The organism is Sorangium sp. So ce887, assembly GCF_051521455.1.
Taxonomy (GTDB): Bacteria; Myxococcota_A; Polyangia; order Polyangiales; family Polyangiaceae; genus Sorangium.
Genome location: NZ_CP150354.1, coordinates 7,352,282 through 7,379,179 on the forward strand (window position 1 = coordinate 7,352,282; position 26,898 = coordinate 7,379,179).

Sequence of the window (26,898 nt, forward strand, 5' to 3'; positions counted from 1 at the left end):
ACCGGCGGACGTCATGTCCGTCACAAGGAGACAAGAGCCATGACGAGACTGAATGACGCGGTGGGGACTGCGAAGGGTGTGTACGAGGCGGCGGCTGGCGGCGCGGGTGTCGCCGCGACGACGGCGAAGATGACCGCGTTCGACGTCGCGAAGGCGGCCGCCGGGATCGCCGCGACCCTCGGGGCGCTCGGCTTCGACGACGTGCTCGGCTGGGTCGGCCTGGCGCGCAAGCGGAGCCCGCTCACGACGCTCGCGTTCTTCGGCGCCGGCATCGCGGTGGGCGCGGGCGTGGCCATGCTGCTCTCGCCGAAGTCCGGCGAGGCGCTGCGCCGCGACATCCTGAACCGCCTCGACGGCCTGAAGCGCCAGGCGACCCGCGGGGTCGAGCAGGCCGAGCGCACGGTCCACGACAAGGTCGACGGCGCCGTCGACGCGGTGAAGGGCGCGGTCTCGTCGTCCGAAACCGGGAACTCGCATTACGGCACCGAGGGCGGGCGAGCCCAGGGCGGCGAGAGCGGTCACCACCTGAGCTGAGGCGGAAGCCGTGTGGCTCGAAGCCATCATCACGCGTGAGGATCTCGTCCAGGTGCTGGGCGAGTTCCTCCCTGTGAAGATCCACCTGGACGACGACGAGAAGACCGACCGCTGGCTCTACCTGGGCAAGGCGACCGACATCACCTTGGTCGAGGACATGGGCCTGCGCGTCACCTGTCCTGCGGAGCTGAAGTGGTCCATCGCGGGCGTGAACCCCACCATCCAGCTCGACGAGCTCAGGGTGCTGATCTCCCCCGAGATCATCGAGAGGAACAAGGGGAACGTCCTCGCGTTCAACGTCGAGCTCGAGGAGGCTGACATCCGCGGCCTCCCCTCGATCATCGACCACACCATCATGAAGGCCGTCAACTCGGCGCTTGCGAACAAGAAGCCGGAGTGGAACTTCACGAAGACGCTCACGAACACCGTGGGTCTCCCCTCCAACCTCGAGCCGATCGAGGGGCTGCACATCGGGGTCGCCTGGGGCAAGCGGCGTATCAGTCAGGACGCGCTCGTGCTCGTGGTCTCCTTCAAGCTCAATTTCGTGCGAAACGATTGAGTCTCCGCCTCTCCGGGACGCGTCCCAACGCCCCGCCCCCAACTCCGGGGGGCGGGGCGTTTTCGCGCGAGCCACGCCTCATCAGCTCAACCGTGGGCCCCAGCTACCCCGCCTGAGCCGCCAGCCGGATCCTCCCGAGCCTCCCCCCGCGCCCCCGCGTGAGCGCCCCCGCGATGTCCGAGTGCTTCACGAGCCCGAGGTAGCTCTCCCCGTCGAAGACCGCGACCACCGGCGTGTTCTTCTCGACCATCTTCCGCCCCACCTCGTCGAGCGACACGTCCGCCGCCACCCGCGGCACGTCGCAGCGCATGATCCAGGCGATGAACGACCCCTCCTCGCCGGCAGCCAGCGCGCGCATCACGTCCGTGCGCGTCACGATCCCGATCACGCGATCCTCGTAGACCACCGGGAAGTCGGGCTCCTGGCTCGCGAGCATGCGCCGCGCGGCGTCGCGAACGAGCTCGCCGGGCCACAGCTGGACCGCCCTGCCCTCGCGCGCCTGGGACGACGCGACAGGCGCCATCACCGCCTGCGCCGCGCTCCACTCCCGCCGCGCCCCCAGGAACAGGAGCGCCGACAGCACCGCGATGAGGAGCTGACCGCCGATCAGCGCGATGAAGAACAGCACGGCCGCCATCGCCTGCCCGATCGTCGCCGCCATCGACGTCGCGAGCCAGGTGCCCGTGAGCGGCGACAGCGCCTCGCGCAGCACCCGGCCCCCCTCGAGCGGCAGCGCGGGGAACAGGCCGAGCAGCGCGATCCCGAGGTTCGCGCTGGCAATCCACACGATCGCCGTCTCGCGCGAGGGCGCCTCCGCCGCCTGCAGGACCGACGCCCACCGGAGCTCCTCCGCCCCGTGCTGCGCCCCGGCGGCCACAAAGAAGAGCACCGCCAGCGCGAAGTTCGCCGCGAGGCCGAGGGCGCCGCTCTGCGCCCACCCCGCATCGGGCCGCGAGCGCCTCGCGATCGCGCCGATCGGTGAGAGCAGCACCTCGCTCAGCCGGAGCCCGAGCTGCCGCGCCACGATCCCGTGCACGAGCGCCTGCAGCGCCACGCACGCGAGCAACGCCGCCCCCAGCGCGCAGCCGAAGAGCGCGCCGCCCCCGCCGTGCCGCGCCCCCCACTGGAGCGCCCCGATCGGGATGAGCAGGCCGAACGCCGCGTGCGCGACGACATCAATTCCGCCGATCCGCGTGATCCTGATGACCCAATTCATGGCGTGTTGCTCCTGGATTCCCGCGCAGACAGCTGCGCAGAGCGGGAGGGGCAGTGACGACCTGCCACGCCCCAGTCCCCCCAGGGCGTGGCGAAACCTCGTCGCGCGGTCGACGGCTGACGGGCCAACGTGCCGGATCTTTCTATGTTCACAGCAAAATGCATGCCGCTTTCCTGCGCCCGCCGGCGCGCGGCACCCACCGCCGCGCAAAGGCGGGTCGCGGCGGGCGATGGAGCGCGCGGAGGGGCTCGAAGGCCCGTTCCGCGCTCCGCCTGTTTCATCGAGTCGACGCGGGCGCGACGGGACACTCACGCGGCCGTGATGCGCCGGATGAGCGCGCCGGCGTCATCGCCTCTGCCTCGATGTCGCGGTGTGGCGTTCCGCTACGTAGCGGGCGCGCTCCGTCACGGCGCCACATCGGCCACGCCGTCGCCCGCTCCAGCCCGCCGCGCGCGGCCCGAGGCCGGATCCCGCCGCTCGACCCCCTCGGCGACCGGAGACGCCCGCGAGAAGCGCTCCTGCGGCAGGTACATCCCCTCCTCGAGCTCCTGGATCCAGCGCAGCATCTCCTCGCGAAGCCAGCACCGCAGATCGAACAGCTCCCCAGCATCACGGGCCGAGACAAGAAAGCGCACCTCGACCGTGCGCTCTGTCACCTTCGTGACCTGGACGGCCTTCACGCGCTTGTCCCAGAGCTGGCTCTTCGGGAGGGTGGACTCGAAGTGCCGCCGCACGGCGTCCACCGGCGTGCGGTAATCCACGTAGAGCTCGACGGTGCCCAGCTTCTCCGAGCCGTGCTTCGTCCAGTTCTGGAACGACTGATCGAGGAGCCGCGCGGTCGGGACGATGAGCCGCCGCTCGTCCCAGATCTTCACCACCACGTGGGTGAGCCGGATCTCCTCGACGGTCCCGAACTCTCCATCCACCACGACCTTGTCCCCGAAGTCGATGGGCCGGGTGAACAGGATGTGGAGGCCCGACAGGATCGCGCCGACCGGCTTCTGTGCCGCAAGGCCGAGCACGACGCCCGCGATGCCGGCGGAAGCCAGGAGCGAGACGCCGACGTTCCTCACCGTCTCGAAGTTCAGGAGCACGAGCGCGCCCGCCACGATCGCGATGACCACCCGCGCGACCCGCTCGAGCACACGCGCCTGGGTGCGGAGCCCGCGGGACGACTCGCTCCCCTCCTCGAGGTGCCGCAGGGCGCGCGCGTCCAGCACCTCCGTCAGGATCCCCACCATGCGCATGAGCAGCCACGCAACCCCGCCGATGAACAGCGCCGAGAGAAGCGACCGCAGATCGGCCACGAGGTCCTGACCGAGCGGCGTCATCTTGGCGAGGCTCGCCGTCAGGATGATCCCGAGACAAAGCGTCACGGGGCCGATTGCCGCGTCGAGCGTCTTTTCGTCCCATGGCGTCGCCGTCCGTCGCACGATGACCGAACCGGCGCGCCGGAAGAGCCCCACAACCAGCCGAGCGAGCGCGAAGCCGACCGGAACGCTCGCCGCGACGATCACCCACTGCCACAAACCGTCGGTCGGGAGCCCCAGCCGGGCGCCGAGCGATTCAAAGTTCGAGTTCTGCACGGGCCTGCTCCTTCAATCAGCGCCTCGCGCGCCGTCATGCCAGGTCCACTCCCGAGGCACGGCCCTCCCGTGGCGCCCCGCGAGCGCGACGGAAGAGGCCATGACGCAGCGAGGCGCGACGGGCTCATCCATCCTGTATGCGGCCTTGCCACGGCACAGAGCGTGCCGCCGAGTCCGCTCCGGCATTTCCCTCTGGATGTCCGGCGCGCTCTGCTGGCGAACAGCCGACATCGCGATTACAGGTGGAGGCAGCCCTGCCACGCTGCGACAAATCGCTACAACGCCGCACGACTCCTCCTTATCCGTTCCGTTCCAACAGTCTGCGCTGGCCCGGCATGCGGTGTGCAGCTAAGTCAACCAGAGAGTCGAGATCAGCTGAAGAGACGCAGCAAAGGACTCGTTTATGTCAGAGCGCCGAAGCCAGGTCGATGATTTCACGCGGCTCACCGAGGAGACGGAGCGGCTCGCGAAGCACGTCGAGGATCTCCGGCTCCGGATCGCCGCGACGACCGCGAAGCGGCGCGCATCATCCGGCACGCTCCCTGCGCAGAATGCTGCCGCCATCGAGGGGCTCCTCGGCTCGCCCTCGGAGCGGCCGCATCCCGGCTCGCTCTCGGAGCGGCTGCATCCCAGATCGCTCTCGGAGCGGCTGCACGACGCCGCCTCGGAGCGGGCCCACGACGCCGCCTCGGAGCGGGCCCACGACGCTGCCGAGCGGGTTCACGACGCCGCCTCGGAGCGGGCCCACGACGCCGCCTCGGAGCGGGCCCACGACGCCATCGAGCGACCGCACGACGCCGCCTCGGAGCGGCCTCACGGCGCCCTCTCGGAGCGGCCGCGCCCCCGTCACTCTCCGTTCCCCGAGCGCCCCTCGTGCCTCGCCAACGTGTCGCGATGGCTGCCGCCGCTGAAGCCGGCGCGAGAGGCCATGGAGTCGGGCGTCCACGAGAGGGTAGGCGAGGCAGGGCGTTACTGCATCGTCACGCCACGAGAGAAGCCCAGCGCTCCCCCGCCGAGGCGCCGCACGCCCAAGGCCGACGTGGCCTGAGGCAGCGCCTCGGCCACCACCTGCGCCCGCGCAACACCCGCGCCTACGCGCAACACCCGCGCCGACGCGCAACACCCGCGCCGACGCGCAACACCCGCGCCCACGGCAGCATGCGGCCAGCGCGCGCACGCGGCGCGAAGCTTGCCTGGCTGCGCGCCTGCGTAGTATACGAAACCGCATGCTGCGGCGCGGTGGGTGCAGACGCGCATGGCCACCGTGCCTCGAAGCCTGAACCCGATGGGCCCCGACGGAATCTTCACGGTCGGGCTGCGAGAGCCCCGCCTCCTGGCGGCGCGAGGCGCCCCGCCGAAGCCCGAGGCGGTCGATGATTCCGCCGCGCAGGCGAGAGGGCAACTCCACCTCTCCTCCTCTCGCCGCCTTGCGATGATGCCACGGCGCCCGGGGGGCGCGCCGGGGCGCCGGGTCCCACCGCTTCAGGCGCTCCGGGGTCCCTCCGCGGCCGGGGCGCGCTCTCGTTTCCCTTAACAGATTGGCCCTGCCCGCAAGGCAGGGCCAGGAGAACAGCGGCATGGAGCAGCGAAGCGACCTCGACAAGGCCCGGAAAGCGAAAGCTGGCAATGGCAAGAGCAAGAAGGGCGCGTCCGGCGAGGGATTGCACGGCGCCGCGCGCGCGACAAAGGCCCCCGCGGCGGTGAGCCCGCCCATCGAGCGCGACGGGCTCGACCAGCGAACGCTGCTGACCTCGCTGATGAGCCTCAAGAAGGGCGATTTCTCGGTGCGGTTGCCCGTCGACTGGATCGGGCTCGACGGAAAGATCGCAGACACGTTCAACGATGTCGTCGAGCTCAACGACAGGATGGCGAAGGAGCTCGACCGCCTGAGCCGCGTGGTGGGCAAGGAGGGCAAGCTCTCGCAGCGCGCCTTCATCGGCGAGGTGAACGGCGCGTGGGCCGACGAGGTCGCGTGCATCAACGCGCTGATCGGCGATCTCGTCCACCCCACCGCCGAGACGGCGCGCGTCATCGGGGCCGTCGCCAAGGGCGATCTCTCGCAGGTCATGGCCCTGGAGGTCGACGGCAGGCCGCTCGACGGCGAGTTCCTCCGGACGGCCAAGACCGTCAACACGATGGTCGAGCAGCTGGGCTCCTTCGCCTCCGAGGTCACCCGCGTCGCGCGCGAGGTCGGCACCGAGGGCAAGCTCGGCGGACAGGCCGACGTCCGCGGCGTCGCCGGCACCTGGAAGGACCTCACCGACTCGGTCAACTCGATGGCCGGCAACCTCACCGCCCAGGTGCGCAACATCGCGACCGTCACCACCGCCGTCGCCAACGGCGACCTTTCCAAGAAGATCACCGTCGACGTCAAGGGCGAGATCCTCGAGCTCAAGGACACCATCAACACGATGGTCGATCAGCTCCGCTCGTTCGCCTCCGAGGTCACCCGCGTCGCGCGCGAGGTCGGCACCGAGGGCAAGCTCGGCGGGCAGGCCGACGTCAAGGGCGTCGCCGGCACCTGGAAGGACCTCACCGACTCGGTCAACTCGATGGCCGGCAACCTCACCTCCCAGGTGCGCAACATCGCCGCCGTCACCACCGCCGTCGCCAACGGCGACCTCTCCAAGAAGATCACCGTCGACGTCAAGGGCGAGATCCTCGAGCTCAAGAACACCATCAACACGATGGTCGATCAGCTCAACTCCTTCGCCTCCGAGGTCACCCGCGTCGCGCGCGAGGTCGGCACCGAGGGCAAGCTCGGCGGGCAGGCCGAGGTGACCGGCGTCGCCGGCACCTGGAAGGACCTCACCGACTCGGTCAACTCGATGGCATCGAACCTCACGGCGCAGGTGCGCAACATCGCGACCGTCACCACCGCCGTCGCGAAGGGCGACCTCTCCAAGAAGATCACCGTCGACGTCAAGGGCGAGATCCTCGAGCTCAAGGACACCATCAACACGATGGTCGATCAGCTGAGCTCTCTCGCGGCCGAGGTCACCCGCGTCGCGCGCGAGGTCGGCACCGAGGGCAAGCTCGGCGGGCAGGCCGACGTCCGCGGCGTCGCCGGCACCTGGAAGGACCTCACCGACTCGGTCAACTCGATGGCCGGCAACCTCACCGCCCAGGTGCGCAACATCGCGACCGTCACCACCGCCGTCGCCAACGGCGACCTTTCCAAGAAGATCACCGTCGACGTCAAGGGCGAGATCCTCGAGCTCAAGAACACCATCAACACGATGGTCGATCAGCTCAACTCCTTCGCCTCCGAGGTCACCCGCGTCGCGCGCGAGGTCGGCACCGAGGGCAAGCTCGGCGGACAGGCCGACGTCCGCGGCGTCGCCGGCACCTGGAAGGACCTCACCGACTCGGTCAACTCGATGGCCGGCAACCTCACCGCGCAAGTGCGCAACATCGCCGCCGTCACCACCGCCGTCGCCACGGGCGATCTCTCGAAGAAGATCACCGTCGACGTCAAGGGCGAGATCCTCGAGCTCAAGAACACCATCAACACGATGGTCGACCAGCTGAGCGCCTTCGCGGCGCAGGTGACGCGCGTCGCGCGCGAGGTCGGCACCGAGGGCAAGCTCGGCGGGCAGGCCGAGGTGACCGGCGTCGCCGGCACCTGGAAGGACCTCACCGACTCGGTCAACTCGATGGCCGGCAACCTCACCGCCCAGGTGCGCAACATCGCCGCCGTCACCACCGCCGTCGCCAACGGCGACCTCTCCAAGAAGATCACCGTCGACGTCCGCGGCGAGATCCTCGAGCTCAAGGACACCATCAACACGATGGTCGATCAGCTCCGCTCGTTCGCCTCCGAGGTCACCCGCGTCGCGCGCGAGGTCGGCACCGAGGGCAAGCTCGGCGGACAGGCCGACGTCAAGGGCGTCGCCGGCACCTGGAAGGACCTCACCGACTCGGTCAACTCGATGGCCGGCAACCTCACCTCCCAGGTGCGCAACATCGCCGCCGTCACCACCGCCGTCGCCAACGGCGACCTCTCCAAGAAGATCACCGTCGACGTCAAGGGCGAGATCCTCGAGCTCAAGAACACCATCAACACGATGGTCGATCAGCTCAACTCCTTCGCCTCCGAGGTCACCCGCGTCGCGCGCGAGGTCGGCACCGAGGGCAAGCTCGGCGGACAGGCCGACGTCCGCGGCGTCGCCGGCACCTGGAAGGACCTCACCGACAACGTGAACTCGATGGCCGGCAACCTGACGAACCAGGTGCGCGGCATCGCCAAGGTCGTGACCGCGGTCGCCAACGGCGATCTCAAGCGCAAGCTGGTCGTCGACGCGAAGGGCGAGATCGCCGCGCTCGCGGACACGATCAACGGCATGATCGAGACGCTCGCGACGTTCGCGGATCAGGTGACGACGGTGGCGCGCGAGGTCGGGGTCGAGGGCAAGCTCGGCGGGCAGGCGAGCGTGCCCGGCGCGGCCGGCACCTGGAAGGACCTCACCGACAACGTGAACCAGCTCGCGGCGAACCTCACGACGCAGGTGCGCGCGATCGCCGAGGTCGCCACCGCCGTGACCAAGGGCGACCTCACCCGGTCGATCAAGGTCGAGGCGCAGGGCGAGGTCGCGGCGCTGAAGGACAACATCAATGAGATGATCCGCAACCTCAAGGACACGACGCTGAAGAACAGCGAGCAGGACTGGCTCAAGACCAACCTCGCCAAGTTCTCGCGCATGCTCCAGGGGCAGAAGGCGCTCCTCACCGTCGGCCGCCTCATCCTGTCCGAGCTCGCCCCCGTGGTCACGGCGCAGCAGGGCGTCTTCTACATCATGGACTCCTCCCGGGAGGAGCCCGTGCTGAAGCTGCTCGCGAGCTACGCGTTCAAGGAGCGCAAGCACGTCGACAACCAGTTCAAGCTCGGCGAGGGGCTCGTCGGGCAGTGCGCGCTCGAGAAGGAGAAGATCCTCCTCGTCAACGCGCCGCCCGACTACATCACGATCACGAGCGGCCTCGGCGGGGCGCCCCCGGTCAACATCATCGTGATGCCCGTGCTCTTCGAGGGGCAGGTGAAGGCCGTCATCGAGCTCGCGTCGCTCGAGCGCTTCAGCCCGACCCACCAGGCGTTCCTCGGTCAGCTCACCGAGTCGATCGGCATCGTGCTCAACACGATCGAGGCCAACATGCGCACCGAGGACCTGCTCAAGCAGTCCCAGTCGCTGGCGCGCGAGCTCCAGAGCCAGCAGGAGGAGCTCCAGGAGACGAACGCCGCGCTCGGCGAGAAGGCGCGCCTCCTGGCCGAGCAGAACGTCGAGGTCGAGCGGAAGAACCACGAGGTCGAGCAGGCCCGCCAGGCCCTCGAGGAGAAGGCGCGGCAGCTCGCCCTCACGTCGAAATACAAATCGGAGTTCATGGCCAACATGTCCCATGAGCTCAGGACCCCGCTGAACAGCCTCCTCATCCTCTCGGACCAGCTCTCCAGGAACAACGACCAGAACCTCACCGCGCGGCAGGTCGAGTTCGCGAAGACGATCCACGCGTCGGGGACCGATCTCCTGGCGCTCATCAACGACATCCTCGACCTCTCGAAGATCGAGTCGGGCACCGTCGTCGTCGACGTGGGCGAGATCAACTTCAAGGACCTGTCCGACTACGTACAACGTACGTTCCGGCACGTCGCCGAGTCCAAGAAAGTCGATTTCGAGCTCGCCTTCTCGTCGATGCTGCCGTCCTCGATGCTCACCGACGCGAAGCGGCTGCAGCAGGTGCTCAAGAACCTGCTGTCCAACGCCTTCAAGTTCACCGAGCGCGGCAAGGTGATCCTGGAGGTGACAGTGGCCCGCGACGGCTGGAGCCGTGAGAACGATGTGCTCAGCCGGGCCGACGCGGTGATCGCCCTCTCCGTCCACGACACGGGCATCGGGATCGCGCCGGACAAACAGCAGATCATCTTCGAGGCGTTCCAGCAGGCGGACGGGAGCACGAGCCGCAAGTACGGGGGCACCGGGCTCGGGCTCGCGATCAGCCGGGAGATCGCGCGGTTGCTCGGCGGCGATCTCACGCTCATCAGCGCGCCGGGCCGCGGCAGCACGTTCACGCTCTATCTGCCGCGCAGCCACCGGCCCGTGCGCGCCGCGCGGCGGCAGCCGGCGCACGTCCTCGACGCGCCGCCCGCCCTCGACGAAACCGTCCACAGCAGCCGGCCGTCGGAGCGCATGGCCACGGTCGCAGACACGCAGATCATCGACGACAGCGAGACCGTCCGCCCCGGCGACCGCGCGATCGTGATCGTCGAGAACGACACAGCGTTCGCCCGTTTCCTCGTGGATGTCGTGCGAGAGCACGGCTTCAAGGCGGTCGTCGCCGTCCGCGGCGCGACGGGGCTCTCGCTGGTGCGCGAGCTCAAGCCGTCGGCGATCACGCTGGACATCAACCTGCCCGACATCGACGGCTGGCGCGTGCTCGACTGCCTGAAGCGCGATCTGTCGGCGCGGCACGTCCCGGTCCAGGTGATCACGACGGAGACGGAGGAGGAGCGGAGCCGCGCGCGGCGGATGGGCGCGGTGGGGCTCCTCATCAAGCCGCTCAGCAGCAGGACCGCGCTCGACGAGGCGTTCGCGCGGCTCGACGGGCTGGTCAGCTCGCCGCGGCGCCGGCTGCTCGTGGTCGAGCCGGACAGGGCATCGGGCGATCCCGTGGTCGAGCTGCTCGGGGACGAGGGGCTCGCGATCACCAGCGTGACGACGGGCCAGGAGGCGCTCGCCGCGCTCGAGCGCGAGCCGTGCGACGCGCTCGTCCTCGGGCTGCGCCTGCCCGACATGCCCGGCTTCGAGCTCATCGAGCACCTCGACCGCGCCGGGCGCTTCGCCGATCTGACGGCCATCGTGTACACACCGGCCGATATCGCCGGGGACGACGAGGTGCAGATCGGCCGCCTCGCGCAGCGGCTGCCCGTGAAGCACGTCCAGTCGCGGGAGCGGCTGCTCGACGAGGTCACGCTCGCGCTGCACCGCCGGATCTCGGATCTGCCCGAGCCGAAGCGGCTCATCGTGGAGCAGCTCCACGAGTCGGCCGCCGCGCTCTCCGGCAAGTTCGCGCTGATCGTCGACGACGATTTCCGCAACATCTACGCGCTGAAGACCGTCCTCGAGAGCCACGGGATGACCACGCTCGCCGCCGACACGGGCAAGGCCGCCATCGAGCGTCTGGAGAGGACGAGCGGCATCGATGTCGTCCTCATGGACATCATGATGCCGGAGATGGACGGATACGACACGATGCGGGCGATCCGGAATCGGCCCGCCTTCCAGACGCTGCCGATCATCGCCGTCACGGCCAGGGCGATGAAGGGCGATCGCGAAAAATGCCTGGAGGCCGGCGCGACAGACTACATCTCCAAGCCGGTCGACACGGAGCAGCTGCTCGCGCTGCTCCGGATCTGGCTGCATCGCTGAGCTCGCTTCATCCCCGGTTCACCGCCGCGCGGCCGTGCCCGAGCGCGCGCGGCGGTTCGTCTTGGCTGCAATGACGCCCCAGTGTGGCGTCTCTGCGCAGGCTCGCGCGCCGACCGTCCACAGCCGACGGCGCAGGACAGCGTGCATTTGAGGCATTCCTTGCTGGCACGGAGCCTGCTGTGCCGGTGTGGGATTCCAGAGTACAGAGCGGGGACGCGCCCGGCGAGGACGTTCTTCGGGAAAGGAGCTGTAGGTGAGGGCAAAGCTGGTGACCGGTCTTGTGAGGACACGGCTCGACGCCGACAGAACGGTTGAGCGCGTCATGAGCTGTGGCTACAAGCGCGACGCCATCAGCCTTGTCATGAGCGACGCTCCGGGCAGCCACCCTGTCGACGGCGGAAACGGATCGAGGGCGGACGTCGGCGGCGCGGTCGGGGCGGCCTTCGCCGCGTTCGCGGGGGTCGACGCGAGCGTGGCGTTCCCTGGCCTGGGGCTCGTCGTGGCGGGCCCCATCGAGGCAGCGCTCGCGGGCGCGGGCGGCGCGGCCGGCGGTTTCGTCGGTGCGCTCGTCGGCGCTGGAATCCCCGAGCACCGCGCGCGCGTCTACGAGAGCGGCCTGCGGCAAGGTGCGATCCTCGTGGGCGTTCATGCGACCTCGGGGCGAGACGCCGAGATCCTGGAGATGATCCTCGAGTATTCCGGCGCCGAGAACGTCCGGAGCGAGAGCGCGCGACGCCCTTATGACAGCTTCATCTAGTCGACTCGCGGGGCGGCTCGCGTGCTGCCGGGGCGCTCGGCGCGTGGCAACTTGCCTCGATGGGGTTCGCCGCCGCTGACGGCCCCGTGCGGCATTTCAGGCGCTCCCCGAGAGGAACGCCTGGCACGAGCGATGCTCCAGGTTTGGCCCGTGGCGAAGCGTGACGTGGTGGGCGGCGGATGGCCGAAGCAGGCGGCAGGAGAGCGCATGTCGAGCAACATGACCCAGGGGTTCGAGCACACCTTAGGGGAGCGCTTCGAGGCCGGCACCGTGGTGGGCGACAAGTACCAGCTTCTGCGCAAGGCGGGAGAGGGGGCGATGGGCTCTGTCTGGGTCGCCGCGAACACGGCGCTCGAGGCCAACGTGGCCATCAAGGTGCTGCGGCCGGAGATGCGCTCTCCCGCGATCGCGGAGCGCCTGCTGCGCGAGGCGCGGGCTGCGGCGAAGCTCAGTCATCCGGGGATCGTGCGCGTCTTCGATCTGGGCAAGACCGCGGACGGCACGCCGTACATCGTGATGGAGCTGCTGGAGGGCGAGGCCCTTCGGGACGTGCTCTGCCGCGAGCAGCGGCTCTCACCCGAGGCGGCGATCGCGATCCTGCTGCCGGTCGCGAGCGCGATGCACGCGGCGCATGAGCGCGGCGTCGTCCACCGGGATCTCAAGCCGGACAACGTGATGCTCGCGGCTCAGGGCGACGGGAGGATCCATCCGAAGGTCGTCGATTTCGGGATCGCGAAGGTGACGTGGACCGAGCCCGAGTCCGGCTCGACGGGCGCGGCCGTGATCGGGACCCCGCAGTACATGCCGCCCGAGCAGGCGCTGGGACAGGGCCGGATCGATCATCGCGCGGACATCTGGGCGCTCTGCACGATGCTGTACGAGTCGATCGCGGGCGAGACGCCCTATGCCGGGGAGCAGGGGTTCGGGACGCTTCGGGCGGTCATCCAGGATCCGGTGCTGTCGCTCGTCGAGCGGTGCGGCACCGACCCGGCGCTGTGGACGATCATCGAGCGCGGGCTGCGCAAGGCCCCGGCGGATCGCTGGGGGAGCATGCGTGAGCTCGGCGTCGCGCTCGCGACGTGGCTCCTCTCGCGGGGTGTTTCGGAGGACGTGTCCGGCGCGTCGCTCCGCGCGCAGTGGCTGGACGAGCGGACGAGCCAGCTCCCCGCGCAGTCACCGCGGCCGATGGTGGTGAGCGCTGCGCCGACGCTGCACTCGCGCCGCGCCGACGACTCGCTGGAGCTGCAGCTGCCCATGGCGTCCGCGCGCCGGATGCCCGGGGAGTCGAGCCGCAGGGCGCCGGTTCTGGTGGGGCGCGGGGCGCTGGACGAGAGCGGCGAGCGCGCGTGGTCCGAGGCGACCGCGATGGTGAATCCGCCGGGGGTGGCGTCCGCGTCGGTGCGGCCGTCGTTGCGGGAGCGCTTCCCGTTCCGTCGCGTCGCGGCGGCGGGGTTCGTCCTCATGGCGGGGGCGGCGGCGTGGAGCGTGGCGCCTGTCGCGACGCGCCCCGCCGTCGAGCTGACGCCGGCGTCTCCGGCCGCGCCTGCGGCGACGGTGGTCGAGGAGCCGCCTCCGGTGCGTCCGGCGGCCGAGCCGAGCTCCCTCACGGCCGCCATGGCGCTCGGCGTCGTGGTGCCGCCGGCCGAGCCCGTGGCCTCGGCGCCCACGCGCGCCCCGAAGACGTTTCCCCCTCCGACCCCGTCCCCGGCACCCGCCGCCGCGCCTGTCAGGTCGCCGGCGCCGACCGCGAGGGCGCCGCTCCCGGATCTACCCGTGGCCGACGCGGGCGTGGAGGCGCCGCGGCTCTATGCGCAGGCGTCCCCGATCGACGCGCCGCACGAGCCCGTGGCCGCGGCCTGCCCTGCTGGCGGGGCACAGGAGGCCGGGGAATCGGCCTGCCCGCCGGTGGCCGATGCCTCGACCCCCGCCGTCGAGGTGGACGAGGACGCAGCGGCGGCCAAGCGGGAGTCCGCCCCGCCCCCGCCGGCGGCCGAGCAAGCGCCGCCGCCCGCGGATGCGCCGCCGCCTGTGGATGCCGGGGTAGCGGAGGAGCCCCCGAGCGCCCCAGCAGCGCCGTAGCAGCTCGGGTTCACCGGGCCCGGGCGACATCGAGGCCCCGGGTCGGTGTGCTCGAATGAGAAGAAGACAGACCGCCAAGGCACCAGGACACCTGGAGAAGAATTTTATTCCTCGTGGCAGACTGCCACGCTCGACCGCGGCGCCACATCGCCGCCGGGGCAAGGGGCCTCTCCTGCGCAGCCCAGCTCTACGTCTTCCTGCGCGAGCTGACCGCGGCATCACTCTTGTACGGCGGGTGCGCGATGGTCCCGTCCCGTCATGAGATCTCTGCTCCTCAGCCCGCCCAGGTAAACGGGCGCGCTCGCGCGGCGCCGCCCGAGCCGCCTCTCGCGCCGGCCATGCGGCGCCGGCTGGAGCTGAGCCCGAAGCACGCGATCGGCGCGTTCGCGCTCGCCTGCGTGGCGGCCAGCGCCCTGTTCATGCACGCCCGGGAGACGCGCGAGGCGACGGCGCCGGGGCTCGCGCTGCGCGTCGCGTACCCCGAGCGGATGCGCTTCCGCGACAGCGAGCGGCTCACCATCGACGTGACGCGCACGGCGGACGCGCCTTGCCGGGCCGCCGCGCTCACGATCGACGAGGCCTACCTGGACAGCTTCGAGGAGCGCCGCGCCACGCCCGCGGAGACGACCCTCGGGCGCTTCGAGCTGGGCGGCCTCGCGCCCGGCGAGCAGCGCCGGATCGTCCTCGAGCTCCGGGGTGAGCGCTCCTGGCTCACCTCGGGCAACGTAACCCTCTCGTGCGACGGGGAGCGCGGCGCCGAGGTGCCGCTCCGCACGTTCATCTTCCCCTGACAGCCATGGAAACCGTAGCCCGCGTCGCCGTCGTCTATGTGTTCCTCGCCGTGGCGTTCCGCGTGCTCGGCAAGCGCGAGCTCAGCTCGCTGTCTGCCTTCGAGCTCGTCACGCTCATGCTGATTCCGGAGATCGTCTCTCAGGCCCTCGTCCGCGAGGCGTCGCTCGCGAACGCGCTCGCGGGCGTGTCCACGCTGCTCGTGCTCGTGTTCCTGACGTCGGTCCTGACGCACCTCGTCCCGCGGGCGTCCAAGGTCATCGACGGCTCGCCCACGGTCCTGGTCGCGAAGGGTCGGCTCCTGGAAGAGGCGTGCAACCGCGAGCGCATCCAGCCGGAGGAGATCGTCTCCGAGATGCACAAGAGCGGGCTGGAGCACCTCTCCCAGGTGCGCTGGGCCATCCTCGAGGCGGACGGCGATCTCAGCATCATTCCGGAGCAGGGCCACGGCCTGCCCGTCGCGCGGCGGGGGGCGAGGGACGCGGGCGTCTGAGCGCCGGTCAGGCGGGGCGCGAGGCGAAGCGGCGCGCGCCGCGGCGGGCGATCGCCGCCGCGAGGGCGAGGGCGCCGAGCGTCATGCCCACGAGCGTGCCCTGCCCGCGCGTCCGCGAGGCGCGGTCGCCGTCGACGAGGGGGAGCGCCGCGCCGCAGAGCACCTCGGCGTGGACGCTCACGCGGGCGCGCATCCAGTTGTCGACCCGCTCCTGCTTCGCGGGGATCAGCTCGAGGTCCGTGTCGAGCGCCGCGCGCGGCAGGTTCGCCTCGAGGCGCGTGAGCCAGACGTCCTTCGGGTGCAGGCCGACCATCGCGACCGCGAGGTCGTCGAGCTCCCCGCACGCGAGCTCGCGCGCGTCGATCTGTCCGGCAGCGACCTCGCCGCAGCTCGGATCGTCGGGCCGGACGCCGGCGGGGCACGGGTTCGCCACGACGCGGTCCTCCATCGCGATCTCGGCGAAGCGCACGGCGCACGCGCTGTCCTGGGCCTCGCCGTTCGCGAGCCCCTGCTGGGCGAACGCCGCCGCGATCGTGTCGACCGGGGTGGTCGAGCCGCTCGTCGTGTACTGCACGCCGAACGGCGCCGCGGAGCTCGACACGGGCGAGAACAGCGAGCCCTGCTGCGCGTACGGCGTGAGGAACGCGCGGCCGCCGTCGGCCGCCGCGAGCGCCTTCTCGCGGAGCTCGCCGTAGTTCGAGTCCTGCGAGGCGAAGTCCCACGCGAGGAGGTCGTGGGGGACGGCCGCGGCCGCGAACCCCTCCGGAGCGAGCCGCGCCTCGCTGATGGTGAAGAGGGTGATCGCGACGTTCGCGCCCGTCCCGGCGGCGACCATCCGGAGCGGGAGCGTGGGGCTCGCCCCCGGCATGACGACCCGCACCGGCTTCATCTCCTTCACGTCCTTGCCCGGCTGGAGCCTGAGGGCGATGAAGTCGAAGCGCTCCTCGACATAGGCGTCGATGACCGGCTGCGTCGACGCGTCGACGCCGAAGCCGTTCGCCTCCAGCCACTTGTTCAGCGCGCCGGGCGTGTCGGTCGCGAGCGTCACGGTGTCGTACGGGCCGACGGTGCCGCGGTGGAGCACCGTGACCTGCTCGCCGCCGAACGCCCCATTCCCGGCCGCCGAGTCGCTGCTGCCCAGCGTGCCGCAGCCCCCCCCGCTCGAGGCGCACATGGAGTTGGGCGGGGTGATGCGGACCGACGTGGCCGCGTCGAGCGTCTCGAACCAGGCGTCCGAGCCGACCTCGATGGTCGCCCCGGGCTTCACCGGGAGCACCCAGGCGAACTCGCTCGGATCGCCGGCGTACTGGATCTGATCCCAGAGCACCGACTGGACGGGCGACAAGGAGAGGACCATCCGGTGCGCGTTGACGACCGTGGTCTCGGTCGTCGGGGCGAAGCACCCGCCGCAGGCGAGCGCCTCGCGCGGCGGCAGGAGCGTCACGGAAGGAACGGCGAGCGCAAGGAGCGAGAACAAGCGAAGTTTCATCGGTTACCTCCATGGGCGCGGGTCCGCGCGTGCGGATCCCGGAGCGCGCGGGCGGCGCGCAGCGCACCACCGCCAGGGTATCCAAGCCCGCGCGTGGCAGGCGGCCCGCGCACGATTGGCGCGTCGCTGGCGCGCGGCGGCGCCGCGGGACGGGGGTCAGCGTCCGCAGGAAGGCGGGAAGACAGGAACAAACATCAATGCTTTTCCCGAGTTACCGTCTTCATGGGCGCTCGTCTGGGCCCATGCGCCGACGGCTCCGTCGAGGCCGCCATCATGGCCCGCCGGGACCACCGTCACGCCCGCCGGGGCCGCCCGTCAGCCCGCTGCCCACCATGCGTCGAGGTCGCGGAGGGCGCGCTCGGCCATCGCCTCGTAGCGCGCGCGCTTGCGCAGCCTGCCGCTCGCGGGATCGAGCGGCGCGATGTGCGCCCAGGTGATGTTCGACGGCTGGTACGACGGCTGCGTCCGGCCGAGGTGCGTGAGGATGCCGCCGAGCGCCGTCGTGGGCGGCGGCGGCCGGAGCGGCTCGTTCCGCAGCTGCTGCGCGAGGAGGAGCGCGCACACGAACCCGGCCGCGGCGCTCTCCACGTAGCCCTCGACGCCCGCGATCTGTCCGGCCAGGTGCACGCCCGGGAGCGCGCGGAGCTCCATCGCCGGGCCGAGGAGCACCGGCGCGTTGACGAAGGTGTTCCGGTGCACGGAGCCCATGCGCAGGAACTCGGCCTCCTCCAGGCCGGGCACCATCCGGAACACCCGGAGCTGCTCGGCGTACTTCATGCGCGTCTGGAAGCCGACCAGGTTGTACGCCGTCGCCGCCTCGTCCTCCGGGCGCAGCTGGAGCACCGCGTACGGGCGCCTGCCGGTGCGCGGATCGGTGAGCCCGACCGGCTTCATCGGCCCGAACGAGAGCGTCTGCTCGCCGCGCGCGGCCATCACCTCGCACGGCAGGCACCCCTCGAAGTAGCGCACCTCCTCGAAGGCGCGGGCCTCCACCTTCTCCGACTCGACGAGGGCCCGGACGAACGCCTTGTACTGCGCCTCGTCGAAGGGGCAGTTCACATACGCCTCGTCGCCGGCCTCGGCGTCATCGCGGCGCTCGGCCGCGTCCTCCGGCTGCACGGCCCGCTCCGGCGGCGCGGCCCGCTCCGGCTGCGCGGCCCCCTCCGGCGGCGCAGCTCGCTCGCCGCGGACCGCGCCCCCCTTGCCGTAGCGCGACTGCTTCCACACGCGCGACCAGTCGATCGAGTCGGCGCTGACGATCGGCGCGATCGCGTCGTAGTAGGCGAGGTGCTCGGCGCCCACGGCCGCGGCGAGGCTCGCCGCGAGGGCGTCGGACGTGAGCGGCCCGGTCGCGAGGATCACGGGGCGCCCTTCGGGGATCTCCGTCACCTCCCGCCGCTCCACGGCGATGCGCGGGTGGGCCTCGATCGCCCGCGTCATCGCCTCGGCGAACCGCTCGCGGTCGACCGCCAGCGCGCCCCCGGCAGGCACCGAGGTCTCGTCGGCGCACCGCAGGGCGAGCGAGCCCACGCGCCGGAGCTCTTCCTTGAGCAGCCCCACCGCGTTGCTCAGCGCGGCGCCGCGCAGCGAGTTCGAGCACACGAGCTCGGCCATCCGATCGCTCGTCTGCGCGGGGGTGCGCTTGTGCGGCTTCATCTCGACGAGGCGCACGCGTAGCCCGCGCTGCGCGAGCTGGTACGCCGCCTCGCAACCGGCCAAGCCGCCTCCGACGACGACGACGACGTCGTGCGGGCTCTCCGCTCCGTTCATACAGGTCACCAGGATGGGGGGTTCGCGGCCTTCTTAGCTCGCCGTGCGCCGGGCGCGCACGGCCCGCGCGGGCTTTTCGGCTGCCCCCTGGGGCGCGCCGGCCTTCGGAGGCACAGCCTCGGGCCGGGCGGCCGGCGCGGGCTCCGCCGGCTCGGGCCGGACGGCCGGCGCCGCCGCGGCGCTCGCGACGATCGCCGCGGCGTCGAGGGGGGCGGAGCCGTTCACGGCGCCGTCCTCCCCCTCCGCCTCGACGATCTCCTGCTTGAAGCCGCACTCCTTTGTCGCGCAGACGAGCATCGCCTTCTTGCCGGCGGTGCGGGAGACGAACTTCGCGCCGCACTGCGGGCACGGGATCGGCACCGGCTTCTGCCAGAGCTTGAACTCGCACTTCTGCTCGGCGTTCCAGTTCGAACAGCCGTAGAAGGTGCGCCCGCCCTTCTTGCGGGGCCGGATCTCGATGAGGTCGCCGCCGCAGCTCGGGCACGCGACGCCGAGCGGCACCGGGCGCGTGTTCTTGCAGGTCGGGTAGCCGGTGCACGACAGGAAGTCGCCGAAGCGGCCCGTCTTGATGATCATCGGCTTCCCGCACTTGTCGCACGAGATGTCGGTCTCGCGGACGGCGGCTGTCCCCCGCGCGTCGGACAGGTCGCGCGTGGCCTTGCACTTCGGGTAGCGCTCGCAGCTCAAGAACCAGCCGTTCTTGCCCCACTTCTTGAGCATCATCGACCCACACTCGTCGCAGACGATGTCGGTCTTCTCTGCCTCGGGCTTCCACGGCGCGAGCTTCTTCGACTTGTCGAGCTGCTCCCTGAACTTCTTGTAGAAGCGCTTGAGCAGCTGCTCGCGCTTCAAGGTGCCGGCGCCGACCTCGTCGAGCTCCTCCTCCATCTGCGCCGTGAAGTTCGGATCCATGATGTCGAGGTTCGACCGGACGAGGCCGTCGACCACGAACTTCCCGAGGAGCGTCGGCTGGAACGCGCCGCCCTCCCGCTTCTCCACGTACGCGCGCTGCTGCACCTTGCTGATGATCTCGGCGTACGTCGACGGGCGGCCGATGCCGCGCTTCTCCAGCTCGCGCACCAGCGAGCCCTCGTTGTAGCGGGGCGGCGGCTGCGTGAACTTCTGGTCGGTGACGACCCCCGGCGGCGTCACGGCGAGCGCCTCGCCCTCCTTCATGTCGGGCAGGAGCGCCTCCGAGTCCTCCTCGGCCGCGGGCCCCGGCGCCGCCCGCTCCGCCTCGGCGGCGCTCGCCTCGGCGGGCGCAGGCGCGGCGCCTCCACCGCCGTCCGGCGCGGCGCCGGCGCTCTCCTCCTCGCCGGCGAACTCCTGCTGGCCCTCGGTCACCTGCAGCCAGCCGGCGAACTTCAGGATCCGCCCGCTCGCCCTCGCGAGGTAGCTCCGGTACGTGGGCGCCGCGATCGTCGGCGAGACGTCGATCTCGACCGTCGTGCGGTCGTAGACCGCCGGGTTCATCTGCGAGGCGACGAAGCGGTTCCAGATGAGCTTGTACAGCTTGTACTGCTCGTCCTTGAGGTACTTCTTGATCGAGTCCGGGTGGATCTCGACGCTCGTCGGCCGGATCGCCTCGTGCGCGTCCTGCGCGTTCTTCTTCGACTTGTAGATGTTCGGGCGCTCGGGGACGAACTCCTTGCCCCACCGCTTCGCGACCACGCCGCGCACCTCGGCGATCGCGTCGTCGCTCACGCGCGTCGAGTCGGTACGCATGTACGTGATGAGGCCGACCGGGCCGCCGTCGCGCTTGAGGTCGATGCCCTCGTAGAGCGCCTGCGCGATCTGCATCGTCCGCTTGGCGCCGAAGTGCAGGTAGTTCGTCGCGTCCTGCTGGAGCTTGGACGTCGTGTACGGGGCGGGCGGGTTGCGCTTCTGCTCGCGCCGCGCGACCTTCGCCACCCGGTAGCCGGCCGTCTCGAGGTCGGCGCGCACCTTCGCGGCGACCTCGCCGTTCGTCACCTCGAGCTTCTTGCCGTCGGCGGAGGCGAGCTTCCCGACGAACGACGCGCGCTGCGGCGGGCTCGCCGCGGTGAGGCCGACCGCGATGTTCCAGTACTCCTCCGGGACGAACGCCTCGACCTCGCGCTCGCGATCCACGATGAGCCGCAGCGCGACCGACTGCACCCGCCCCGCGGACAGGCCGAACGCGAGCTTCGACCACACGAGCGCCGAGACGTCGTAGCCGACGATGCGATCGAGCACGCGCCGCGCCCGCTGGGCGTCGTAGAGGTTCTCGTCGAGCTTGCGGGGGTTGTGGACGCCGTGGTCGACCCCCTTCTTCGTGATCTCGTGGAACTCCACCCGGGCCACCTTGAGCCTCGGGTTCTTGATCTCCTCCGAGATGTGGAACGCGATCGCCTCCCCCTCGCGATCGGGGTCGGTCGCCAGGAGCACCTCGTCCGCCCTCTTCGCGGCGGACTTCAGCTCCTCCAGCACCTTCTCCTTGCCCTCGATGACCTCGTAGGTCTCGGCAAAATCGTTCAGCACGTCGACAGCGTTCTGCTTCTTGGGCAGGTCCTTGACGTGCCCCTTCGAGGCGAACACCTCGTACCCGTTGCCGAGATACTTCTTGATGGTCTTCGCCTTCGCCGGCGACTCCACGATGACGAGCGTCTTGGCCATCACCACCTTCTGAGCAACGAGATATGGGCTTGTTGAGAGGATTGAAGGGCGCCCTTCGGTGCGGGGGAGGCCCCCCCGCGGAGGAGGCAGCCCCCCCGAAACCGCACTGGGCAGGGTGGGCCGGCGCGCCCTTCAACGAAGAGCCCGCCGAAACAACCCGGCGGGCCCCTCTACTACTACGGCCTGGAGCGTCAACGTCAAGAGTGCCTCCACGGCGTGCCTGGGCGGAAGCCCCGTCCTCTCGCAGACCTCATCCACGTGCGCCGGGTGGGCGTCCAGGGCGTCGAGGACGGCGCGCTCGGCCGCGCTCATCGACGGGATTTGCGCGGTTTTCTCGGGCGGGACGCTCGCCCGCGGGGCGAAGGCCGCGTCGGGCAGCGGCAGGGTGCCGGCGGCGGGCGAGCTGTTGCGCAGCGAACGCCGCGCCCGCCTGCGGGGCGGCGGCGCCGGCCCGCCGAGGACGTCGATCACGTCGGCGGCGCGCGTGATGGGGCGCGCGCCGGAGGCGAGCTCAAGCGCGCAGCCGACGCCGCGCGGGCTCCACGGGGCGTGGGGGACGACGCAGAGGTGGCGCCCGAGGCGGCGAGCCGCCGCGGCGGCGGAGCGGGCGCCGCTCTCGATGCCCGCCTCGACCACGACGGTCGCGAGGGTGAGCGCGGCGAGGACCGCGTTGCGCTGGAGGAACAGCCCCGGCAGCGGCGGCGTGTCGTCGGGGACGCGCGCGAGCAGCGCGCCGCCCGCGGCGAGGATGCGATCGAAGAGCGCCGCGTGCTCCCGCGGGTAGGGGTGCGCGTGGCCGCCGCCGCTGACGACCACGGTCGGCGCGCGCGCATCGAGCGCGCCCTCGTGCGCGGCCGCGTCGACGCCGCGCGCGCCGCCCGACCAGATCGAGAAGCCCGCCTCGCCGAGCGACGCGGCGAGCGCGCGGGTGAACCGGAGCGCCTCGTCGCTCGCGGCGCGCGTCCCGACGATCGCGACGCCCGGGCGCGACGGGAGCGCGCCGCGCAGATAGAGCGTCGGCGGTGCGGCCTCGGACTCGGTCACGAGGGCCCAGAGCGGCGCGGGGTAGGTTGGATCTGCGGGCAGGATCTCGATCGACGCCATACGCGGCGTGTCGACCGGCGCCCGGGACGAGTTGCGCAAAATGAGGAGCGCGCGGCCCCGCGCGTCGCGGGCCGCCGCGGCGCTACGGGAGCGGCGTGGCGCCGGGCGGCGCCGCGCCGGGGGACGGCGCGCCCGGCGGCGCGGCGCTCGGCGGCGCCGTGTCGGGCGGGGTCGCGCCGGGCGGCGCCGCGCCGGGGGGAGCGGCCGGGCGCGGGCCGCGGTAGGCCTGCACGAGCACGACGCCCGCGCCGCGCCGCACCTGCGCGTGCAGGCTCACGGCGAGCGGCGCGTCGCCGGGCAGGGTGAAGCACGCGCCCCGGCCGCCGATCACCGCGATCGGCCCGCTGTCCGCGTCCTGGGCGACGATCTCGAGCGAAGGCGGCGCGCCCTTCGTGACGAAGAGGTCGACCTCGATCACGCCGAGCCCGCCCTGCGCGATGAACACCGCGCACGCCTCCGGCGCGACGCGCACCGGGATCGCGGCGCTCTCCCCCTCCCCGATCGCGAGCGACACGACGTCGCCCTGCGGCGTCATCCCCCTCGCCTCACCGCGCGCCGTGTTGGCGAGCGCGAGCGCGGTCACGCGCGGCGCCGGCGCGCTCGCCGCGGGCCGCCGCTGCCCCGCGCGGCTCAGGAACAGACGCGCCGCCTCCGGGTCCGGCTCGGGCGCATCGCTCGGCGGCGGTGGGTTCCGCGCCGCGCGCGCGGGCGCGGCGGCCGGCGCGCGCGGCGGGCTAGGCTGCAGGACCTCCGCGCGGGACGCCGAGGCGCCGGCGCCGCAGCCCGGAGCGACGAGCGCGAGCGCGAGCGGCGCAGCGAGCCGCGCCGCGATCGGTGCAGCGGACGAGCGGCGCGCCGGCCTGAACGGATGCAGTGCGAGGAGAACGAGGGCGCGCCGCACGGCGCGGAGACTACCAGAACCGCCGCGCGATGCCCGGTCCGCGAGCGGCGGGCCGTGGGTCGTGCTACCCCCTCGCCCGATGAAGCCCAGGGACATCGTCGTCGCGACGCACGGCCACTGCTTCGACGGCATGGCGAGCGCGGCGCTGTTCACCCGCTTGATGCAGGCGCTCCGCCCCGGCGAGCCGCTCGCGCTCCGGTACCGCTCCTGCGGGTACGGCCCGGGCATGTCGATGATCCCGCCCTCGTGGCTCGACGGCGACGACAACGCGATCCTCGACTTCCGCTACACGCCGACGAAGAAGCTGACGTGGTACTTCGACCACCACATCACCGGGTTCGGCTCGGACGACGAGCGCGACGCGGCGCTCGCCGGCGCGTCGAGCTCGCGCGCCGCGGGCGACGCGCCCCACGTCTTCTACGACGCCGCCTACGGCTCGTGCACGAAGCTCATCGCGGACGTCAGCCGCGATCACTTCGGCGTCGAGATGTCCGGCGTCGATGAGCTCATCCGCTGGGCCGACCTCATCGACACAGCGCGCTTCCCCTCGGCCGAGGCCGCCGTGAGCCGCGAGGAGCCGATCATGCAGCTCGCCTCGGTCGTCGAGCACCACGGCGACGGGCGCTTCCTCGCCTCCGTGGTGCCCCGCCTCGTCGAGCGACCCGTGAGCGAGGTGGCGCGCGCGCCCGACATCCAGGATCTCTGGCGCCCGCTCTCCCTCTCGCGGCAGACCTTCGTCGCGCGCATCGAGCACGGCGCGCGGAAGCTCGGCCGCGTCGTGCTGGTCGATCTCTCCGACGCGCCGCTCGAGGCGGTCGGCAAGTTCATGACGTACGCGATGTTCCCGGACTGCGTGTACTCGGTCACGCTGTCCCGGCAGAAGCAGCACTACAAGCTCTCGGTCGGCTACAATCCCTGGTGCGGCGTCGCGCGCGATCGTGACATCGCGCCCATCTGCCGCCGCTACGATGGAGGCGGGCACCCGGCCGTCGGCGCGGCGTCCTTCCCGCTCTCCGCGCTCGAGCGCGCGCGGGAGGCGGCCCGCACCGTCGCGGAGGAGCTCAACGAGGAGCCCGAGCGGTGACCTGGGCCGAGCAGCGCTTCCGCCGGAGCGCGCGCGGGCCGGGGCAGGCGATGTCGCGGGGCGAGCCCGGGACGGCGGCGTCGCGCGCGCCGCTCCTCTTCGGGCACCGGGGCGTGCGCGGCGAGGGCGCCCCCCCGGAGAACACCCTCGCCGCCTTCGCCGAGGCGGCCGCGCAAGGGGCCGACGGGATCGAGCTCGACGTGCGGGTGTGCGGCTCGGGCGAGCTCGTGGCGCTGCACGACCCGGACCTCGAGCGGGTGACCCAGGGCGCGGACCCGCGCGCGGCCGCGGCGCTCCGCTGGGACGAGCTCCGGCAGGTCGACCTGGGCGGCGACCGGGTGCCGCTCCTCTCCGAGGTGCTCGCGTTTGCGCGCGGGCGGCGGCTCGCGGTCAACGTCGAGATGAAGCGCGACGTGCCCGACCGCGCCGCCGTCGCGCTCGCGACCGCGCGCCTGCTGCGCGCCTGGGATCCTCGCCACCCGGTGCTCGTCTCGTCGTTCGACCCGGTCATGCTGGCGTCCTTCCGGGTCATGGCGCCGGCCGTGCCGCGCGCGCTCCTCGTGCACCGGAGCCGCTACCACGACACCGCCGTGCGCCTCGCCCCGGCGCTCGGCGCGCTCGCCGCGCACATCGAGCGGACGATCGCGTCGCCCGAGCGCATCGCGCTGCTGAAGCGGCAGGGGCGCGTGATCAACGTGTGGACGGTGAACGATCCGGGGGAAGCGCGGGACCTCGCGGCGCTCGGCGTCGACGGGCTGATCACCGACGCCCCGCGCCGCATCCGCGACGCGCTCGCCTGACCGACCAGCCGCTGCCGACCGGGGCGCCGTCGGGCGCGACCCGCCGCTACGGACCGGCGCCGCCGGCCGCTGCCGGCCGGCGCCATCGGGCGCGACCGGCCGCTATCGTCGCTGCCAGGGGTCGATGATCTCGCGCGCCCGGTGCGGGACCCGGCGCGGAGCGGACCGCGCCGGCCGGTCCTTTCGCGCGGCGGACGCCGCCGGCTCCGCCGTGCCCGAGGGCGCCAGCGAGGGCGGCGCCGTGTCCGCGGCCGGCGCGTCCGCGGCGACGAGCAGGAGATCCATCTCGGGCGTCGACGCGCGGGCGACCTCCACCGGCGGCGATGCCGAGCTCACGGGCGCGGGCTGGAGCGGCGCGACCACGGGAGCGGCGCCCTCCTTGGCCTCCTTGCCGATGGCGCGCAGCGCCGTGATCGCGACCGTCCCGCTGAGCACGAAGAGCGCGCCGCACGCCAGCAGCCAGCGGCGCGTCGCGCTCGCGCGCGGCCTGCGGGCGTCGTGGACCTCCCCGGCCGCGGCGGCCGTGAGCGTCCCCTGATCGAGCGGATCGGGCAGCGGCGTGAGCGCGTCGTTCCGCGGGCCTGCGCCCTCGTCCTCGGACCCGGAGAGCGCGCCGAGGTCGCCTGCCCCCGTGAGCTCGGCGGCGCCGCCCGGCGACAGCCCGAGCAGCGTCCCCGTGCGCGACGTCACCGGCTCCGGCCGCGGCACGGAGGGCGCAGGCAGCGGGATGCCGAGGTCGCCCGCCGCGGCCACGAAGGCGTGCACCATCTCCTGCGCCGACTGGAACCGCTGGGCCCGGTCGCGCGAGAGCGCGCGCAGGAAGAACGCGTCGAGCTCGGCCGGCAGATCGCTCACGAGCTGCGTCGCCAGCGGGATCGGCTCGACGAGGATCCGCGACAGGACCGCGCCGAGCACGTCGCCCTCGAACGGGAGCTTGCCCGTGACCGCGCGGAAGAGGATGACCCCGAGCGACCACAGGTCGCTGCGCGCGTCGAGGTCCTTGTCGCCGCGCGCCTGCTCCGGGCTCATGTAGAACGGGGAGCCCAGGAGCTCGCCGGTCTTCGTGGTCTCGTCGCTGAGCAGCTTGCCCGTGAGCTGCTTGGCGATGCCGAAATCGAGGACCTTGACGATCTCCTCCTCGTCATCGACGCGCGAGAGGAACAGGTTGCCCGGCTTGAGGTCGCGGTGGACGAGCCCGGACTCGTGCGCCCGGCGCAGCGCCTTGCCGGTCTGGAGGACGATGCGCGCCGCCTCGGCGACGGAGAGGCGCCGGACCCGCCTCAGACGGCGGCTCAGGTCCTCGCCCCGGAGCAGCTCCATGACGAGGTACGGGACGGTCCCCTGGATCCCGTAGTCCTGCACGCTCACCACGTGCGGGCTCTCGAGGTTCGCCGCCGTGCGCGCCTCACGGTAGAAGCGCGCGCGGAACTCGGGCGAGGCCGCGTGCTCCGGGTCCATGAACTTGATCGCCACCGGCGCGCCCAGCTGGACGTGCCGGGCCACCCACACGGAGCCCATCCCGCCCCGCGAGAGCGGCCCTTCCAGGCGGTATTTTTCGCCGACGATCGTTCCCGGCTCGACGTCCATCGCCGACTCCTCCCGCCATGGCGAGGTGGGATTGCGCAGATCTAGACGTTCAGCCGAGCGGCGTCCACGCCGTAAGGCGAGCGCCGCTGGCGGCGACC

Annotated in this window: 18 protein-coding genes; 10 read left to right on the plus strand and 8 right to left on the minus strand. The window is 71.9% G+C overall.

The window, feature by feature from the left end; genetic code table 11:
- The first annotated feature begins 39 nt into the window (after positions 1-39).
- Positions 40-534, plus strand: coding sequence for a YtxH domain-containing protein (locus WMF36_RS27215; RefSeq protein ID WP_437573681.1), 495 nt, complete (start codon positions 40-42; stop codon positions 532-534).
- Positions 535-544: 10 nt separating this feature from the next.
- On the plus strand, positions 545-1,093 hold the full coding sequence (locus tag WMF36_RS27220; protein ID WP_437476810.1) for a hypothetical protein: 549 nt from the start codon (positions 545-547) through the stop codon (positions 1,091-1,093).
- Between the two features lie 103 nt (positions 1,094-1,196).
- On the opposite strand, the gene WMF36_RS27225 is transcribed toward WMF36_RS27220, so the two are convergent.
- Both WMF36_RS27225 and WMF36_RS27230 read right to left on the minus strand, forming a co-directional pair.
- On the minus strand, positions 1,197-2,309 hold the full coding sequence (locus WMF36_RS27225) for a CBS domain-containing protein (protein ID WP_437573682.1): 1,113 nt from the start codon (positions 2,307-2,309) through the stop codon (positions 1,197-1,199).
- A 404-nt stretch (positions 2,310-2,713) separates the two neighbouring features.
- A complete protein-coding gene (locus WMF36_RS27230; RefSeq protein WP_437573683.1) occupies positions 2,714-3,895 on the minus strand; it encodes a mechanosensitive ion channel family protein in 1,182 nt (393 codons plus the stop codon).
- Positions 3,896-4,298: 403 nt separating this feature from the next.
- Here WMF36_RS27230 and WMF36_RS27235 point away from each other — a divergent pair, with 403 nt between their 5' ends.
- The 6 genes from WMF36_RS27235 to WMF36_RS27260 all read left to right on the plus strand — a co-directional run bounded on the left by WMF36_RS27235 (position 4,299) and on the right by WMF36_RS27260 (position 15,431).
- Positions 4,299-4,943 carry a hypothetical protein gene (locus tag WMF36_RS27235; RefSeq protein WP_437573684.1) on the plus strand — a complete coding sequence of 215 codons (645 nt, stop codon included), beginning with the start codon at positions 4,299-4,301 and terminating at the stop codon, positions 4,941-4,943.
- 529 nt (positions 4,944-5,472) lie between these two features.
- Positions 5,473-11,313 (plus strand): HAMP domain-containing protein, encoded by a 5,841-nt coding sequence (locus tag WMF36_RS27240; RefSeq protein WP_437573685.1) that lies wholly within the window; start codon positions 5,473-5,475, stop codon positions 11,311-11,313.
- A 322-nt stretch (positions 11,314-11,635) separates the two neighbouring features.
- On the plus strand, positions 11,636-12,070 hold the full coding sequence (locus WMF36_RS27245; protein WP_437573686.1) for a hypothetical protein: 435 nt from the start codon (positions 11,636-11,638) through the stop codon (positions 12,068-12,070).
- A 150-nt stretch (positions 12,071-12,220) separates the two neighbouring features.
- Complete coding sequence (locus WMF36_RS27250; protein ID WP_437573687.1) at positions 12,221-14,149, plus strand: protein kinase domain-containing protein; 1,929 nt, start codon at positions 12,221-12,223, stop codon at positions 14,147-14,149.
- A 113-nt stretch (positions 14,150-14,262) separates the two neighbouring features.
- Complete coding sequence (locus tag WMF36_RS27255) at positions 14,263-14,940, plus strand: hypothetical protein (protein ID WP_437573688.1); 678 nt, start codon at positions 14,263-14,265, stop codon at positions 14,938-14,940.
- Between the two features lie 5 nt (positions 14,941-14,945).
- Positions 14,946-15,431: a DUF421 domain-containing protein gene (locus WMF36_RS27260; protein WP_437573689.1), complete on the plus strand. Its 486-nt coding sequence runs from the start codon at positions 14,946-14,948 to the stop codon at positions 15,429-15,431.
- 7 nt (positions 15,432-15,438) lie between these two features.
- On the opposite strand, the gene WMF36_RS27265 is transcribed toward WMF36_RS27260, so the two are convergent.
- The 5 genes from WMF36_RS27265 to WMF36_RS27285 all read right to left on the minus strand — a co-directional run bounded on the left by WMF36_RS27265 (position 15,439) and on the right by WMF36_RS27285 (position 23,329).
- Positions 15,439-16,920, minus strand: a complete 1,482-nt coding sequence (locus WMF36_RS27265) for a DUF2330 domain-containing protein (protein ID WP_437573690.1) — start codon at positions 16,918-16,920, stop codon at positions 15,439-15,441.
- A 315-nt stretch (positions 16,921-17,235) separates the two neighbouring features.
- Positions 17,236-18,690, minus strand: coding sequence for a methylenetetrahydrofolate--tRNA-(uracil(54)-C(5))-methyltransferase (FADH(2)-oxidizing) TrmFO (gene trmFO / locus WMF36_RS27270; protein WP_437573691.1), 1,455 nt, complete (start codon positions 18,688-18,690; stop codon positions 17,236-17,238).
- Positions 18,691-18,723: 33 nt separating this feature from the next.
- Positions 18,724-21,324 (minus strand): type I DNA topoisomerase, encoded by a 2,601-nt coding sequence (gene topA / locus WMF36_RS27275; protein WP_437573692.1) that lies wholly within the window; start codon positions 21,322-21,324, stop codon positions 18,724-18,726.
- Positions 21,325-21,456: 132 nt separating this feature from the next.
- Entirely contained in the window at positions 21,457-22,428 is a 972-nt protein-coding gene (locus WMF36_RS27280) for a DNA-processing protein DprA (protein ID WP_437573693.1), read from the minus strand.
- An 82-nt stretch (positions 22,429-22,510) separates the two neighbouring features.
- A complete protein-coding gene (locus WMF36_RS27285; RefSeq protein WP_437573694.1) occupies positions 22,511-23,329 on the minus strand; it encodes a hypothetical protein in 819 nt (272 codons plus the stop codon).
- A 79-nt stretch (positions 23,330-23,408) separates the two neighbouring features.
- On the opposite strand from WMF36_RS27285, the gene WMF36_RS27290 reads away from it, so the two are divergent.
- The gene (locus tag WMF36_RS27290; protein ID WP_437573695.1) at positions 23,409-24,413 is read left to right on the plus strand and encodes a hypothetical protein; all 1,005 of its coding nucleotides are present in this window, start codon (positions 23,409-23,411) and stop codon (positions 24,411-24,413) included.
- Positions 24,410-25,213 (plus strand): glycerophosphodiester phosphodiesterase, encoded by an 804-nt coding sequence (locus WMF36_RS27295; RefSeq protein WP_437573696.1) that lies wholly within the window; start codon positions 24,410-24,412, stop codon positions 25,211-25,213. The genes WMF36_RS27290 and WMF36_RS27295 overlap by 4 nt, the downstream gene beginning before the upstream one ends.
- Positions 25,214-25,315: 102 nt before the next feature.
- Here the strand turns inward: WMF36_RS27295 and WMF36_RS27300 are convergent, their stop codons facing one another.
- Complete coding sequence (locus WMF36_RS27300; protein WP_437573697.1) at positions 25,316-26,800, minus strand: serine/threonine-protein kinase; 1,485 nt, start codon at positions 26,798-26,800, stop codon at positions 25,316-25,318.
- Positions 26,801-26,898 lie beyond the last annotated feature (98 nt).